Here is a 14,482-nt window from a genome sequence, read left to right as displayed (position 1 = left end):
AGCCGGAACGGGCAATCACTTTTCCACCACGGCGACAGCTCTAGACTTGGCAGGGACACCACGACGAGCGAACGGAGACGGGAATGAGTGACGGACCCCAGAATTCTGGGCAGCCCGACCCCGAGGAGATGGCCGCGCAGTTACGCCGCATGATGCAGCAACTGGGCCTGCCCGCCAATGGTGACCTCACCTCGTTCATGACCCAGTTGTCGCAGATGTTCAGCTCAGACGGACCGGTTGGTTTCGCAATGCCGGGAGCCAATCCGAGCGACGGACCGGTCGATTGGTCTCACATCAAGGACATGGCTCGCCACATCACTGCCTCTCGCGGCCCTGATCCGACGCCAGGCCAGCAGGAGCGCACCGCCCTGCTCGACGCATCGCGTCTTGCAGAGAGCTGGCTCGACCGAGAATGCGAGTTCGCCCAGGTCAACACGCAGCCTGCCTGTTGGAGCCGTGCGGAGTGGATCGAGCACACCTTTTCCTCATGGCAGTCGGTCGTTGAGCCGGTACTGGTCTCCCTGACCGAGGCGATGACTGGATTGATGTCACCTGGCGGCCCCGATGACCCGGTGGCTGCCCTGACCCAGATGATGGGACCGGTGTTTCGCCGGATGTCGGCCATGCTGTACGGAGCACAGCTGGCCCAGGGCCTTGGTGAACTGTCGACCTCGACGGTGACGGGAACCGAAATTGGTCTGCAGGTGTTGCCGGTACCGCAGGTCGTCCTTCTTCCGGCCAACATTGCCGCGGCATGGAATGACCTCGACCTTGATCCACGAGATGTCGAGCTCTACCTCGTGCTGCGTGAGTCGGCCCGTCAGCGTCTGTTCAACGCGGTGAGTTGGCTTGGACCGCAGCTGTTGGCCCTCGTCGAGCACTATGCTCGCGAAATTCGCATCGATTCCTCTGCCATCGAGGACGCCATCGACATTGATGACCTGTCCCAGTTGACCCCGGAGAAGGCCCAGGAGATGTCCGAGCGGTTGCAAGGACGCCTCTTCGAGCCGACCCGCACGCCGGAGCAGGAGGGCGTCCTTCAGCGTCTTGAAACCCTGCTCGCCCTCATTGAGGGATGGGTCGACGAGGTGACATCCCAGGTCGCCCGCACCTGGCTTCCCAGCCACGACCAGCTGGCCGAGGCCGTGCGCCGTCGTCGCGCCACATCTGGCCCCGCCGAGACGTTCTTCCAGTCCTTGCTCGGTCTGGAGCTTCGCCCTCGCCGCGTCCGCGACGCGGCTAACCTGTGGGCGGCACTGCGCGAGGCCCGTGGCACGGTCGGACGCGACCAGGTGTGGAACCACCCCGATCTCGTGCCCACCGCTGCCGACCTTGATGACCCGTTGGGCTATGTCTCAGGCGATCGTCAGAACATTGCTGAAGACGGCGATGATCTCGATGCCGAGTTGGAGAAGCTGTTGCGCGATCACGGTCAGGGCGACTGAGCCAACCTGTCGTCGGGCTGGTGTTCGGGAGTATCGACTCCTCCGGAAGCAGCCCACTGATACCCGTCAAGGAATCCCTCTGCACGCTCCGCATTGGGAAATCCTGCGAGCAGCTCGTGGAACCGTCGATTGTGACTGGCTTCCACCAGATGGCACAGCTCATGGGCCAGAACATGATCCAGAACCCAGTCTGGGAATCCGACCATGCGGTCTGACAGCCTGATCTGTCCCGTCGCCGGAGTACATGATCCCCACCGAGTGTTCTGATTTGACACCCACCTCACTGAGGTGGGCTCGACAGGGTGCCTCACCCGCGGCTCTAGGTGAGTCCGGCACAGCCGACGAGCGCGACGTGTCAGCTCTTCAGATGTCGCACTGGATCGTCGTCGAGTCTGGGATCGCGTCACCTTGTCGACCAGGTCCATGACTTGACGATTCTGATCGGCTTTCCGCATACCCATGGGAACCATGACGAGGACGGACGTGCCCTCCATTCGTGCGCTCAAGGTGCGGTGGCGTCGAGAACTACGCCGAATGATGATTTCTGGCCTACCGTCGCGCGCTGCGATGATCTCGTCAGTGGTTGCCCTGCCAGCCATGTGACCCATCATGCCCGGTGGGTAGGACACTGTCGGCGAGGCAGTGTCCTGCGCTGCGGCTCGGCTCTGAGGCATCACGAAATCTGAGCGCACAGTGGTTGACGAGAACCCCAACCTGCCCTAGATTGAGACCAACCCCCGGATCTCGGGTGTGCAGGGGAAGGCACATCGTGGTGGTCCGGGGGTTCCCATGTCCCCTCTAGCCTCGTGTCCTGACGTGCCAGGTCGTGCTCGGACTCGGTGTTGTTCGAACGTCCGCATGTGTTGTCCGCGAGGGGCAGTGTGTTGCCCGTCACTGCTGACGTGTTGCCCGTCGTCTTGTTGGTCCTTCCCGCGCTTCAAGCCTTTCGCGATTCTCAAGGCATGCGTGTTGAACTTGATTGTCCTTGGACGCCCGTACCCGGCGGATTGCGCCTGCTTGCCCCAGACGGTCGATCATTTCGGCTGCGAGGCGTGCGTGCAAGCCATGACGGACACATCGATGTTCCTGCAGATATCGCGAATTGCCTTCACACGTGCGCAATGGTGATGAGACCGACCGGCCTGCGAGTTGCCGTTGTCAGTGACGACGGCGTCTCCCAGGACATCGTTCACGGTCTGGATGCACGACGTGTCGAGGTGACGATGTGGATGCGTGGCGGGCAGGCCCGGGGATTTCGCGACCTTCAGTGCGTGTCCGAGGTGTCCTGCCCCGAGGTCCACGTCGTCGTCATCTGTCCAAGTACCTTGTCCGGAGGCCGTGACATTGCCGAGCAGTGTCATCGAGCCGGCATCCCGTCGGTCATTGCCTGGGGACGCCATCGTTGGGGTGTTCTCGGACCGATCAACGATCATCACCCGGGGTGCCAGCACTGCGCGGACATGGCGCTGGCGGCGCGCGATCCCGATTGGATGACGATGGCTCGTACGACGAAGGGAGACAGTCACGATCCGACTGTCACCGCGTGGCTGGTGAACCAGATCGAAGCGGCAGCTCTGGCCCTTCGCGATGGCTCAGATGTGTGTCGCGCGAAGTCCGTCCACGTGAAGACCGACGCCGGCGAACGCAGTCTCGATGTGCCGGCTCAGCCGGGTTGTCACTGCTGGTCGTTTCAGGAGGGGTCGTGCAACACCTGGATGAGATCAGCTGCGTAAAGATCGGCCTTACGTCGGCCGATTCCCGGAACCTGCAGCAGCTCCTCCACCGATTTTGGCCGTTTCTCGGACACGCTGAGCAAGGTGGCATCGGTGAGAATGACGAAGGCGGGTACGCGATCCGCCTCCGCTCGTTCGCTACGCCATGCGCGCAACCGCTCGACCAGTGCCGGGTCAACCCCGACCTCGCATGCAATGTGGTGGCCGAGTTTGCGATCCCGCGCAACAGTCAACGCCTCCCCACAGACCGAACACACTGCGACGGTCGCGCGGCGTTTCCGGTGGTGTGGAGGTGTGGTGGATGCGTCTGCGGCGCCCGGCAATCCTCGCAGGAAGCGCGAGATCCCCTGGCGGTCGCGGTTCGATCCCGCCCAGGAATACGAAACCCACAGGTCTCGACGAGCTCTGGTGACGCCGACGTGAAGCAGACGTCGCTCCGAGGCGATCTCGGCGGGAGTTTCCGCCATGATGAACGGCACCATGGCGTCGCTCATCCCATACAGGGCGACGACATCCCATTCGAGCCCCTTCGATGCGTGCAATGTCGACAGAGTGACGCCGTCTCCAACAGGGACTTCCCGGGTAGCAGCTCGCCGCGAGAACACGGTGGCCAAGTCCGCCAGGGTCGTCGCCCCCTCCCTGACGGCAGAGGCCGCGAGGTCATGGAGGGCCTGCAGCGATTCCCACCGCTGCCTCACCTCTCCCTCTCCCTGGGGAGCTGCGGTCGTCCACCCTTGCGAGGCAAGAAGTTGGTCGAAGGCGAGCATGGCGTCGGCCCCAGGTTCATCAGCGACGATCCGGATGAGGGCATCGAGAGTGCGCCGGACCTCCCGCCTCTCATAGAACCGCTCGGATCCCTTGACCAGGTATGGGATGGACCGCTCGGCGAACGCTGCCTCAAGATGGCTCGCCTGGGGATTCACTCGGTACAACACGGCAATCTCAGACCACGGGGTCCCCGCGGCATGACGCGATTCCACCCACATCGCGATCGCCGAGGCTTCGGACGAGTCGTCACCAAGCACCTGGTAGATCGGCTCGGGGCCCGAACGGCCATGAGAGACCAAGGTCACTCCCCTGCCATGTTCGGGAGCTTCATCGGAGGCCATGCGGTTGACGAGAACTCCATTGGCCAGCCGGATGATTTCCGGAGTCGAACGATAGTTCCGGACCAAGTCAATGCGTGTGGCACCAGGGTGATCTGCCACAAAGTTCATCAGGTAGTCGGCCCGCGCACCAGCGTAAGAGTGAATGGCCTGATGGGGATCCCCGACAACGCACACATCATTGCGGTCGCCGAACCACAGCTCGAGCAACCGGTGCTGGAGGGGAGACACATCCTGATACTCATCAACGACGAAGTGTTGATATCGGGAACGGATTTCCTCAGTGATGTCGCGGTGTTGAACCAACATTCCGACGGCACACAGCAAGATGTCGTCCAGGTCAATGACGCAACGCTCCCGTTTGACCGCTTCGTATCCGGCCAGGACCCTGCCGACATCGGTGGCGGACACCCCGGCCACCACCCGTCCTTCCGTTCGCGCCAAGGCTGCATATCGTTCGTTGGGAACATTCGAGACCTTCGCCCAGGAAATCTCGGCAGACAGATCCCGCAACAGTGCTGTGTCATGTCCCAGGCCGATACGTCGGGTGGCCTCGGCAACCATGAAGAATCTCGAATCGCTCACCGGTGGCAATTCGCAGTTGTAGGCGCGCGGCCAGAAGAATCTGATCTGGCGCAGGGCTGCCGAGTGAATGGTGCGAGCCTGTACCCCCATCACACCGAGGTCAGCGAGTCGTCCCTTCATCGTGCCGGCGGCCTTGGTGGTGAAGGTCACGGCAAGAGTCCGGCGCGGGTCAAGCTTTCCGGTCGCGGCTCCGTAGGCGATGCGGTGGGTGACAGCGCGAGTCTTTCCCGTTCCGGCACCAGCTATGACACACACCGGAACGTCGAAGGTCTTGGCAACCTTCACCTGCTCAGGATCCAGTGCTGCCAGGATCGCATCCGCCGATCGGGGTCTCACGGTGCTCACCCTAGAGGCACGTACCGACAGCTCCACGGCGGCATGGTCCGTCGAGCTGTTCGGCTGACACGTATCCAACTGTCTCAAATCCTGTCCGACAGCGCCCCTAAACTGACTGACCAGTTCGGCTTCCAACAGTTCAGGATGGGACCGAGTCGTCACGAGGAGGTGCTCCGATGGCAGGAGTGGTGAAGGTTGTTCACAGCTGGCACCAGGTCTGCGAAGCTGTGACGGCGGCCCTTGCGCAACCTTCTGAGGACCCTTTCATTCGCCCGCTGCTCGTGACACCCAGCGCTGCCCATTCCCGCGCTCTGCTGCAGGAACTTGCCCGCCGTCATGGCATCGCCGCCGGTATCCAGTCGGCAACGCCTCAAGGTCTCCGCACCCGTCTCGAGGAACAGCTCCTCGGGATTGAGCGCGGCGAGGATCCGTGGCGCCCTGGGCCATTGGCGTTGCGAATTGCACGCATCATCGAGACCGATTCCCCGGGTTTCGAGATCGTCTCCGCTCATGTCGATGCCAGCCGCCGACAAGGTATTCCGCGCGCATCATGGACGACTGCCCGGCAAGCCGCAGAAGCCTTGACGGCGTTGGTCCGAGACTCCCACGAGGTGCTGCGAACCTGGTCACAAGGTCATGGTCCCGGACGCGACGATGACCATGACGTCGATCTCACCGGCACCCCCCTGGATCCCGCCCGGTCCTGGTGGGCCCCACTCTGGCGTACCCTGCTCGCAGAGTCCTGCCCCGTTGCCGACCCCGTGACCAGGCACGAGATGCTGGTCGACGCAGTACGAAGCCTGGAACCGTCATCCGGTGCACCCATCGTGTGGCTGTCCTCGACAGCTCTGCCCCATCATGACGTCGAGTTGGTCGAAGCACTGGCGGCATCGCGCACGATCATGATCGTCCACCTCGACCACGCCATTGACCATGACGATCCGTGGCGCACCTTCGACCGCCTGCGCACCAGGACGACCACGAAGTGGACCGCATCATCGCTTCCGGTGACGGGTCAGGCTTCGGGCGCTCCAGCCAACGAGCTGGCCCCGGTCGAGATCCACAACTGCCACGGGCCAGACCGTCAGGCAGAAGTGATACGCGACGTCGTCTGCGCAGTTCTCGCCGATGACGAGACGGTTCAACCAAGGGATGTCGTCATCGTCTGTTCGGGACGCCCGGATACTGTGCACCTGTTGTCCGCAAGCACTATGGCGGACGTCACTCACCCGGCCAACCGAATCCGTTTCACGACTCTCCCTCCCCAGGATCGTGTCAATCCGGTGACCGAGGCCGTCACAACCGTCCTTGGCTTGGCGTCGTCTCGCGCGACCGGACAAGATCTCCTCAATCTGTGCGCGATGCCAGCTGTGAGGGCACGTTTCGGATTCTCCGACGATGACCAGGAAACCATCGAACGACTAGTGAGCCAGTCGGACATCCGATGGGGGGTTGATCCAGCGGCTCGAGAGAATGCCGGGCTGGGACGCATCAGGCAGTCGACCTGGTTGGCCGGAATCGAGCGCATGCTTCTCGCCATCGCGATGTCGTCAGCTCCTCCTACCCATCTTGGTACCGTCACACCCATTACTGACGTCGGTTCCACCACGATCCCAGTGGTCGGAAAGCTCGCCGAACTGGTATCGCGACTGCGCAAGGCCTTTCTGGACACCGAGGCACCCGCGACAATCACGGCGTGGTCAACTCGCATCAGCGATCTCGTCGACACCCTCACTGCCGCGCCCAGTGATGCTCCGCGCTCTGTCCTGGACACCCTCTCCCTTCTGACCGGTCTTGACGTGGCTGCGGAGAACCGACACTTCGATCGCCAGGAGATCATTGATCTTCTGATCTGGCTGTCGCGTACACATCACGGTCGTCACACATGGTTCGACGGTTCGCTTCACGTGTGTCGTCCCGGGGATCTCTCCCCCATTGATCATCAAGTCGTCATCATCGTTGACCCTGATCAAGACGTCATTCGGGCCGACCAGCTGCAAGGGTTGCGCGATGACTGCCTCGACCCGACTGCGAGAGCACGCCAGAACCTGCTTGACGTTGCCCTGTCGGCAAGGAGCCGTCTCATCGTCGTGCGACAGGCTCGAAACGCCGTGACCAACCTGCCCGTGCTGCCTGGCCCATTCACGACGTCGCTCGAGCAATCACTCCAGGTGAGATCCACCACTGCCCAATACGTCGATCACGGTTTGCAGCCCTTCTCGCCTGATGAGTTCTGTGATGGAAGCGGCGTATCGTGGCGCGGTTTCGATCACATCGCAGCCAGTGCGGCACGATGCCAACCTGGTTCGCAGCGACGTCGTGAACGCGTTGTTCTACCATCGGTGGCGGAGCTTCCCGAATCGCGAATGTCGCCAACCGATCTCACCCTGGCGTTGTCTCACCCAGCTCGGACATTGCTCCGGGCACGGGCAGGTGCTCCAGCCAACGAGAGAACCACGCCGTTGCCAATCGACCTCCCCCTTGCCCCAACACCGTTGGACAAGTATTGGATCCGTTCTCGGATCCTCACGGACCTCGAGCATGGTTCGAACCCAGACGATGCCATTGACGCCGAGCGGTTGCGCGGATCGACTCCCCCGGGCCGCTTGGGTCAGCATCTCGTCACTTCCTTGGCAAACGATGCGATGCGTATTTCACAGCTGGCCAACCAGCTTCGTGGTGATGCCGATGAACGATTCATCGAAATCAACCTTGATCTCGTTGAAGGTGACAACCCGCCATTGAGGTGGCCTGACGGTCTCATCATCGACCCGATACATGCGGTCTCGCTGCGAGGCCGGGTGGGCGTGAGAAACAAACAGATCGTTCACGCTGTCGCGACCCGTGCCAATGCCAGGCCGATTCTTGACCTGTGGGTTGACCTCCTAGCGGTCGCCATCACCACTGAGGAGGTCGGATGGAGTGGCGCGCTGGTCTCGAGCGACGGAGTTCGAAAGATGGTGGCCCCGGATCCCGACCGTGCACGCCGGATTCTCGCCGGTCTGGCACGTCTGGCATGGTGGAGCAACCAACAGCTCATCCCTTTGCCCGTCAAACTGGCCCATGCTCTGGTGGGCCTGTCTCCCATGGCCCGCAATGACTACCGCACCGGGGCCAGTGCTCTCCAAGTGCAGTGGTCGCGGGAACGTGATCCGAACTGGGCAGCATTCCTGGGCACTGACGTTACCGAGCTGATCACCCGCTGTCATGAACTCGGAACCACCCTTGAGGAGCTTTCCGGGTGGTTGTTCAACCCCATCATTCGGGCGTCGCAAGAAACCGGGTCCTCACAACCCTCAATGGCTCGTTTCACTCATCCCGGGAGTATGGCATGACGACAAACACCTCATTCAACATCGCTGATCCGCTACCACAGGGAACGGTCCTGTTGTCTGCGAGCGCGGGAACCGGAAAAACGTGGACGATTTCGGCGGTGTGTGCCAAAGCGATCGCTACCGGAATGGTGAACATCGAGGATCTCCTGCTGGTCACCTTCAACCGATCAGCAGCTCAGGAACTACGTGGCCGAGTGTATGAACGCCTTGTCAGCACCGCATCCTTGCTCGCAGGTCGCCGGGAGTCTGCTGACACCTGCGATGGCTCCCTGAAGAGCCTAGGTGCAGAAGGGCTGAAACGTGTGGAGGCGGCCCTCGACTCCTTCGACCGGGCCGTCATGACAACCACCCACGAGTTCGCCGCCCGAATGCTCGCCGAGTTGGGAGTCCTGGCAGATCACGACCCGTCGTCAGTCCTGATGGCTGACCTCACTCCAGTGGCCAACGAGGTGTCTGACGACTTCTATCTGGCTCGATACCTCGATGCTGACCGACCTCCTTCGGTCGGTGACAAGCGGGATCTGTCCAGGGCCGTTGCCGTCAGGTACGGCGAAGTGCCGATCGCGACAGATGTGGACGTCGCGTCGCCCGATCTTGGCTGGGCCATGTCCGTGCGTGACGAGGTACGAAGGCGCTCGCGGACGAGAGCAGTCCATACCTTTGACGACCTCATCGGAGATCTTGTCGGAGCGCTGCGGGATCACGTACGTGGCCCAATGGCATGTACGACGTTGGCACAGCGGTTCTCCCTGGTCATGGTTGATGAGTTCCAGGACACAGATCCTCTCCAGTGGGAAATCTTGCACCGGGCATTTCATGGACACAGCAACTTGTGGCTCATCGGAGATCCCAAGCAGTCCATCTACGCGTTTCGCGGTGCCGACATCTACGCCTATCAGGATGCCGCTAATTCTGCTGAACACGTCCTCCACCTCGACGTCAATTACCGGGCGGACAAGCCCATCGTCGAGGCGGTCAATACCCTTTTCGGCAATGCACAGCTAGGACGCGGTATCGCCATGGAGCCGGTTACCGCCCGTCACCAGACGTCACGAATTGGCACCGAAGCTTCGCAGGGCCACCGATACAGCTGGTCACAACCATTCCAAATCCGTTGTCTCCAAGCCCCCATTGACGGGCAACTGGATGCCACCACCTCGGATTGCTTCATCACCGAGGACCTCGTCAATCAAGTCATTATGATGCTGGAAGGCGGCACGACCATTCGTGATGGCGACGAGTATGACAGGCCACTTCGCCCCAACGACATCGCCATCCTCGTCAGGACGCGGAGGCGAGGTGCCGAGATCGCTGCCGCGTTGTCACGGGCCAATCAACCTGCAGTCTTCTCCGGCGCATCACCGGTGTGGTCTTCCCGTGCAGCCGAGGATCTCATCACCGTCCTGGAAGCTCTCGACAACACTGACGAGAGGCTGCGAACCCGGTTGTGCTTGTCTGACCTCATTGGTGCAACTCCTGCTGACCTCGCGGCATCGGAGTCGCGAGTGCGTTCCGACCTCGCCATCGACGTGGCCCGTTGGGCGAGCGCGTGGCCCAGTACCGGGGTCTGGGGCACCGTGGAAGCCGCCCTTCACCGACCAGGGGTGTTGGATCGTCTTGTCAGCATGAGCGGGGGCGAGCGATACGTCACCGACCTCCGTCAGATCGCTCAAAAGGCCCATGCCGCAGCTGTCGAGGCCGCATTGACGCCGACGGCAACCGCAGGATGGATACGCGATCAGCAACAACGAGCTGGTGACGATGATCCCCGTCGTCTCGACAGTGACCACCAAGCCGTCAACGTCATGACCATTCATGAGGCGAAAGGTTTGGGGTTCCCGGTCATCCTGCTACCTGATGTCGCCCATGGATGGGCGCCGAGGAAGAGCATCAGCGGGCCGGTTGTCTGGCATGACGGGCAGCGCCGCGTGCTCGACATCTCCTCCCAGGGGATTGATCGTGCCATGGCCATTGAGAGCCACGAGGAGGACGAGCGTGGCGAAAATCTGCGACTTCTCTACGTTGCCCTCACCCGTGCCCGATCAGCCGTTCGGCTGTGGTGGTCTCCGTGCTCACGGCGCAATCGATGGTCAGCCTTCCAGCGTCTGGTCGAAATGGACCGGTCCACTGGCAAACTCGGCCTTGGCAGGGCCGGAACTGATCCAGGTACCCTCCCTTGGCTCAACTCAGGGCCCATTATGACAACCCTCGCACCCATCAATCAGAAACAGCTCACTCGAACGTCCGACGCCGAGCATCGGGTCATTGCATCTCCTCGCTCTCTGAGGCGACCGCTCGACCTCGACTTCGTCCGAACCTCGTACTCGGGATTGACCGCCGAGCTTCATGGCTCCGCCTTCACTGCCCTGACGACCACATTGACTGACGAGCCCAAGGACAATGGGTCCCCCGACACCACTGCACCAGGCCTCTGCGGCCTTCCAGGCGGCACGTCCTTCGGCACGTTGGTACACGAAGTCCTGGAGTACGTCGACACAACTTCTGCGGATGTGTTCAACGAGGTCCTCGCGATCACCCGCAGGATTCTGCGAACTACGCCGCTGCCGGATGTCCCTGCAACAGATCTTGCCAACGGTTTGGAACAGGTTCTGCGAACTGATCTCGGCGAGCTGGCGCCGGGCATGTCCTTGGCGAGCTTCTCCCCCGACGACCGACTCGCCGAGATGAACTTCGAGTTGGCGATGTCTCAATCCGGTCTCGCAGCAACGACGACCGACCTGGCAGCCCTGCTCGGGGATCCAGGTTTGGTGCCACCCGACGATCCGATCCATGGTTATGGAGACGCGCTGGCCCACATACCCAACAGTGATCAGGCCCTACGCGGATTCCTCACCGGGTCGATTGATGCTGTTCTGAGGCGACCGGATGGACGCCACCTCGTGGTCGACTACAAGACGAATCGAGTTCCTGGTGCTCGGAAGTTACGGGCCGACATGTACGACACCAACACCATGCGCGCCATGATGTTCAGCTCTCACTACCCCCTTCAGGGGCTGTTGTATTCGGCGGCCTTGCATCGTTTTCTCTCGTCGAGCCTTACCGGGTACGACCCTGCCCGCCACCTCGGCCCGATTGGGTATCTCTTCGTTCGAGGGATGACCGGTCGCCCAGCTCCGGAGACGGGGATGCCGCAGGGAGTGTTCACCTGGCATCCAAAGCCGGAACTCATCGAGGCCATCAGCGACTGTTTGGGAGGTCATCGTGCCTGAACTCGTGCCGGTCGGGGCCGGAAACAGATTGGAGCCTTTCGCCCGCGCAGGCGTCCTCGAACCAAGCGACATTCACCTTGCCAACTTGGTGTGCCGTATCGGCGGGGAACACAACGCTGACGTGAGTTTGGCTATTGCGTTGTCGTGCCGTGAGCTGCGCCGAGGATCAGTGTTCTGGGATCCCCACGAGATTGCCGAGTCCATCCGACATCAGGTTCTCGATCCAGCCATTCCGGACATCAACGACAGCGAACTGGCTGCGCTCTTTGACGACCTGGAATGGCCTGAACCTGGGCAGTGGCTCTCTGCCCTTGCCGAAAGCCCCGTCATTGCGGGCCGCGCTGATCCACTCAATCAATTGCCGGCCCGTTTGGACGAGGGCCTGCTCTACCTTGAGAAGTACTGGCAGGCTGAACACGATGTCGCACGCGACGTGGCCTCCCTGGCCGCGAACCCCCCAGGCCAGGGACCCGTTCCCGCCGAGCAGATCGTCTCAGAGGTAAGCGCTGCTCTCGCGTCTTCCGGGATCGTGTTGGATCCGGCCCAGGCCGAGGCTGCTGTTGCCGCCATCACGCACCGGATCAGTGTCCTTGCTGGTGGACCTGGGACCGGAAAGACGACGACAGTGTGCACCATCTTGGCATCACTTCAGAAGGCAGATCCTCACCTCGGTGCCATTGCCCTCACAGCCCCCAGCGGCAAAGCAGCGGCCCGACTTCGTGACTCGGTGTCAGAGGTCTCAGAGCGCATGCCTGACGATCTCAGACCCGTCGTCGCTGATGCCACGACCGTCCATTCGCTTTTGAAATGGCAGGGACCAGGGACGTCCTTCGGCTACGACGAGCAGCGCCAGCTTCCGTTCGGAGTGGTCGTCGTCGACGAGGCGTCCATGCTCTCCCTCCCACTGGCGGCCAGTCTCCTCGCCGCCGTTGGAACCGGAACTCGCCTCATCCTGGTGGGAGACCCGGGCCAGCTCGTTTCCGTGGACGCTGGAAGTGTTCTGGCAGATATTGTGTCCTCAGCCGAGACCCTCGACACACGTCTGCCTGTCACGATTCTCACTCACAATCACCGATCACGAGGAGACATCGCGGATCTCTCGGAAGCCGTTCGTGAGGGGGACAAGGACACCGCTCTTGAGGTGCTCACCACGTTCCGGCCCGAGCACGATGTGTCAGGGTCAGCTTCCGTTCTGCCAAGCATGTCCTGGATCGATACCGATCCCGCCGACATCACCATGGCTGACCTTCCAGCCGTCGCGGACGTCATCGCCCAGACAGGATCGCGGATGCTCGAGCTGGTCCAGTCAGGGTCTGACGCCGCTGCCCTCAAACTCGTGGACGCTCATCGCTTGCTGTGCGCCCATCGGGAAGGACCATATGGTGTCGACGAGTGGTCGCAACGCACGGTTTCTGTCCTCACCGACGTCCTTCCGGGAGTTGACCAGAGCCGATGGGCGCTCGGTGAAACCGTCATCGTCACACATAACCTCGCTCAGCTGGGCGTCAACAATGGCGATTGCGGGGTTGTCGTGGAGACGCGACCTGTTCCGACAGTAGCTCTTCCCGGACCTGGCAGCGCTCCTCGGCGCTTGCCTTGTTCACTCATCCCGTCCCTGCAGCCTCTGCAAGCGATGACGATTCACAAGGCCCAGGGCAGTCAGTTCACCAATGTCACGGTCATCCTGCCGCCCCCGGATTCACCGCTCCTCACCCGTGAGTTGTTCTACACAGCGATCACTCGTGCTCGTGAGCACCTCACGGTTGTCGGCACAAAGGAGTCCGTGGAGCGGGCCATCGATCGGGCCAATGACCGCAGGTCTGGCATTCAGCGTCGATGGGAGGAGACTCACTCGCTGTGACCAGAGCAACTGCCGAAGGGCTTGCCGGCGTTCACCTCAGCGGAGACGACAAGTCGAACCCGCTCTCGGGGTCGGGGAGCTGATGTGTCAACCATGCATCAATGAGAGCCCTGGCAATCGACAAGGTCGGCGGCAACTGCAACTGACCTGATTCAACCTGATCGGACATCTCGTCGCGGGAGAAGAAATCAGCCTCCGCCAGTTCGTCGTGGCCCACATCGATCGTTCCGACTGCTCGTGCGGCGTAACCAAACATGAGTGAGCGCGGGAAAGGCCATGCCTGTGATCCCACATACCGCGCCGCTGTGATATTCAGGGTCGTCTCCTCGGCCACTTCCCGAACCAAGGCATGCTCCGCTGGTTCCCCAGCTTCGACGAATCCCGCCAGAACGGATCGACGGTGAGGAGCCCAGGAGTGTTGTCGAGCAAGCACAATCCGGTCCTCGGCATCCAGCACCGCAGCGATGATTGCCGGGTCCGTACGTGGGAAGACCTGGTGACCATGGGCACAGACCCGAGCCGGGCCACCGTTGGTGATGCGTGTTGGTTCCCCGCAGCGGGGGCACGTCGGATTGTCCTCGTGCCACGCGAGAGCTGCGACAGCCGACATCACCACTTCACGATCAGTCGGGTCAAGGTTTACGGTGCGCACGCTGCGAGCTTCTGAACGCGGCTCACCGTTCCGTCGGGCGAACCACGGCACTCCATCGACGATGCCCAGGAATAGGTCGCGCTGGTCGTCCCGCTCCCCCTCAGTCGCAACAGTAGCCACGCGTCCGTCGGACATCACGACCTTGTCATGCAGGTCGATCAGCAACAATCGGGCCTTCGGATCCTCCCACCGAGCTCGA

Annotated in this window: 8 protein-coding genes; 5 read left to right on the top strand and 3 right to left on the bottom strand. The window is 61.9% G+C overall.

What is annotated here, in order from left to right; genetic code table 11:
- The first annotated feature begins 83 nt into the window (after positions 1–83).
- Positions 84–1,445, top strand: a complete 1,362-nt coding sequence (locus ACUCCZ_RS04490; protein ID WP_435916444.1) for a zinc-dependent metalloprotease — start codon at positions 84–86, stop codon at positions 1,443–1,445.
- On the opposite strand, the gene ACUCCZ_RS04485 is transcribed toward ACUCCZ_RS04490, so the two are convergent.
- Positions 1,433–2,056 (bottom strand): M48 metallopeptidase family protein, encoded by a 624-nt coding sequence (locus ACUCCZ_RS04485; RefSeq protein ID WP_435916443.1) that lies wholly within the window; start codon positions 2,054–2,056, stop codon positions 1,433–1,435. The genes ACUCCZ_RS04490 and ACUCCZ_RS04485 overlap by 13 nt on opposite strands.
- A gap of 516 nt (positions 2,057–2,572) precedes the next feature.
- Between ACUCCZ_RS04485 and ACUCCZ_RS04480 the strand changes: the two genes are divergently transcribed.
- Positions 2,573–3,178: a hypothetical protein gene (locus ACUCCZ_RS04480; RefSeq protein ID WP_435916442.1), complete on the top strand. Its 606-nt coding sequence runs from the start codon at positions 2,573–2,575 to the stop codon at positions 3,176–3,178.
- Here ACUCCZ_RS04480 and ACUCCZ_RS04475 read toward each other — a convergent pair.
- Positions 3,136–5,241 (bottom strand): UvrD-helicase domain-containing protein, encoded by a 2,106-nt coding sequence (locus tag ACUCCZ_RS04475; protein WP_435916989.1) that lies wholly within the window; start codon positions 5,239–5,241, stop codon positions 3,136–3,138. The genes ACUCCZ_RS04480 and ACUCCZ_RS04475 overlap by 43 nt on opposite strands.
- Positions 5,242–5,381: 140 nt before the next feature.
- Here ACUCCZ_RS04475 and ACUCCZ_RS04470 point away from each other — a divergent pair, with 140 nt between their 5' ends.
- From ACUCCZ_RS04470 to recD, 3 genes are read left to right on the top strand one after another with little or no spacing between them, the layout of a single operon-like run.
- On the top strand, positions 5,382–8,540 hold the full coding sequence (locus ACUCCZ_RS04470) for an exodeoxyribonuclease V subunit gamma (RefSeq protein ID WP_435916441.1): 3,159 nt from the start codon (positions 5,382–5,384) through the stop codon (positions 8,538–8,540).
- On the top strand, positions 8,537–11,770 hold the full coding sequence (locus tag ACUCCZ_RS04465) for a UvrD-helicase domain-containing protein (protein ID WP_435916440.1): 3,234 nt from the start codon (positions 8,537–8,539) through the stop codon (positions 11,768–11,770). The genes ACUCCZ_RS04470 and ACUCCZ_RS04465 overlap by 4 nt, the downstream gene beginning before the upstream one ends.
- Complete coding sequence (gene recD, locus ACUCCZ_RS04460; RefSeq protein ID WP_435916439.1) at positions 11,763–13,631, top strand: exodeoxyribonuclease V subunit alpha; 1,869 nt, start codon at positions 11,763–11,765, stop codon at positions 13,629–13,631. The genes ACUCCZ_RS04465 and recD overlap by 8 nt, the downstream gene beginning before the upstream one ends.
- Positions 13,632–13,662: 31 nt before the next feature.
- Here the strand turns inward: recD and nudC are convergent, their stop codons facing one another.
- Positions 13,663–14,451 carry an NAD(+) diphosphatase gene (gene nudC / locus ACUCCZ_RS04455; protein ID WP_435916988.1) on the bottom strand — a complete coding sequence of 263 codons (789 nt, stop codon included), beginning with the start codon at positions 14,449–14,451 and terminating at the stop codon, positions 13,663–13,665.
- Between the last annotated feature and the right edge of the window lie 31 nt (positions 14,452–14,482).

It is taken from the genome of Cutibacterium nasicola (assembly GCF_052654715.2).
Note: the sequence above shows the minus strand (reverse complement) of the source record. Positions and strands in the feature narration are given on the sequence as shown.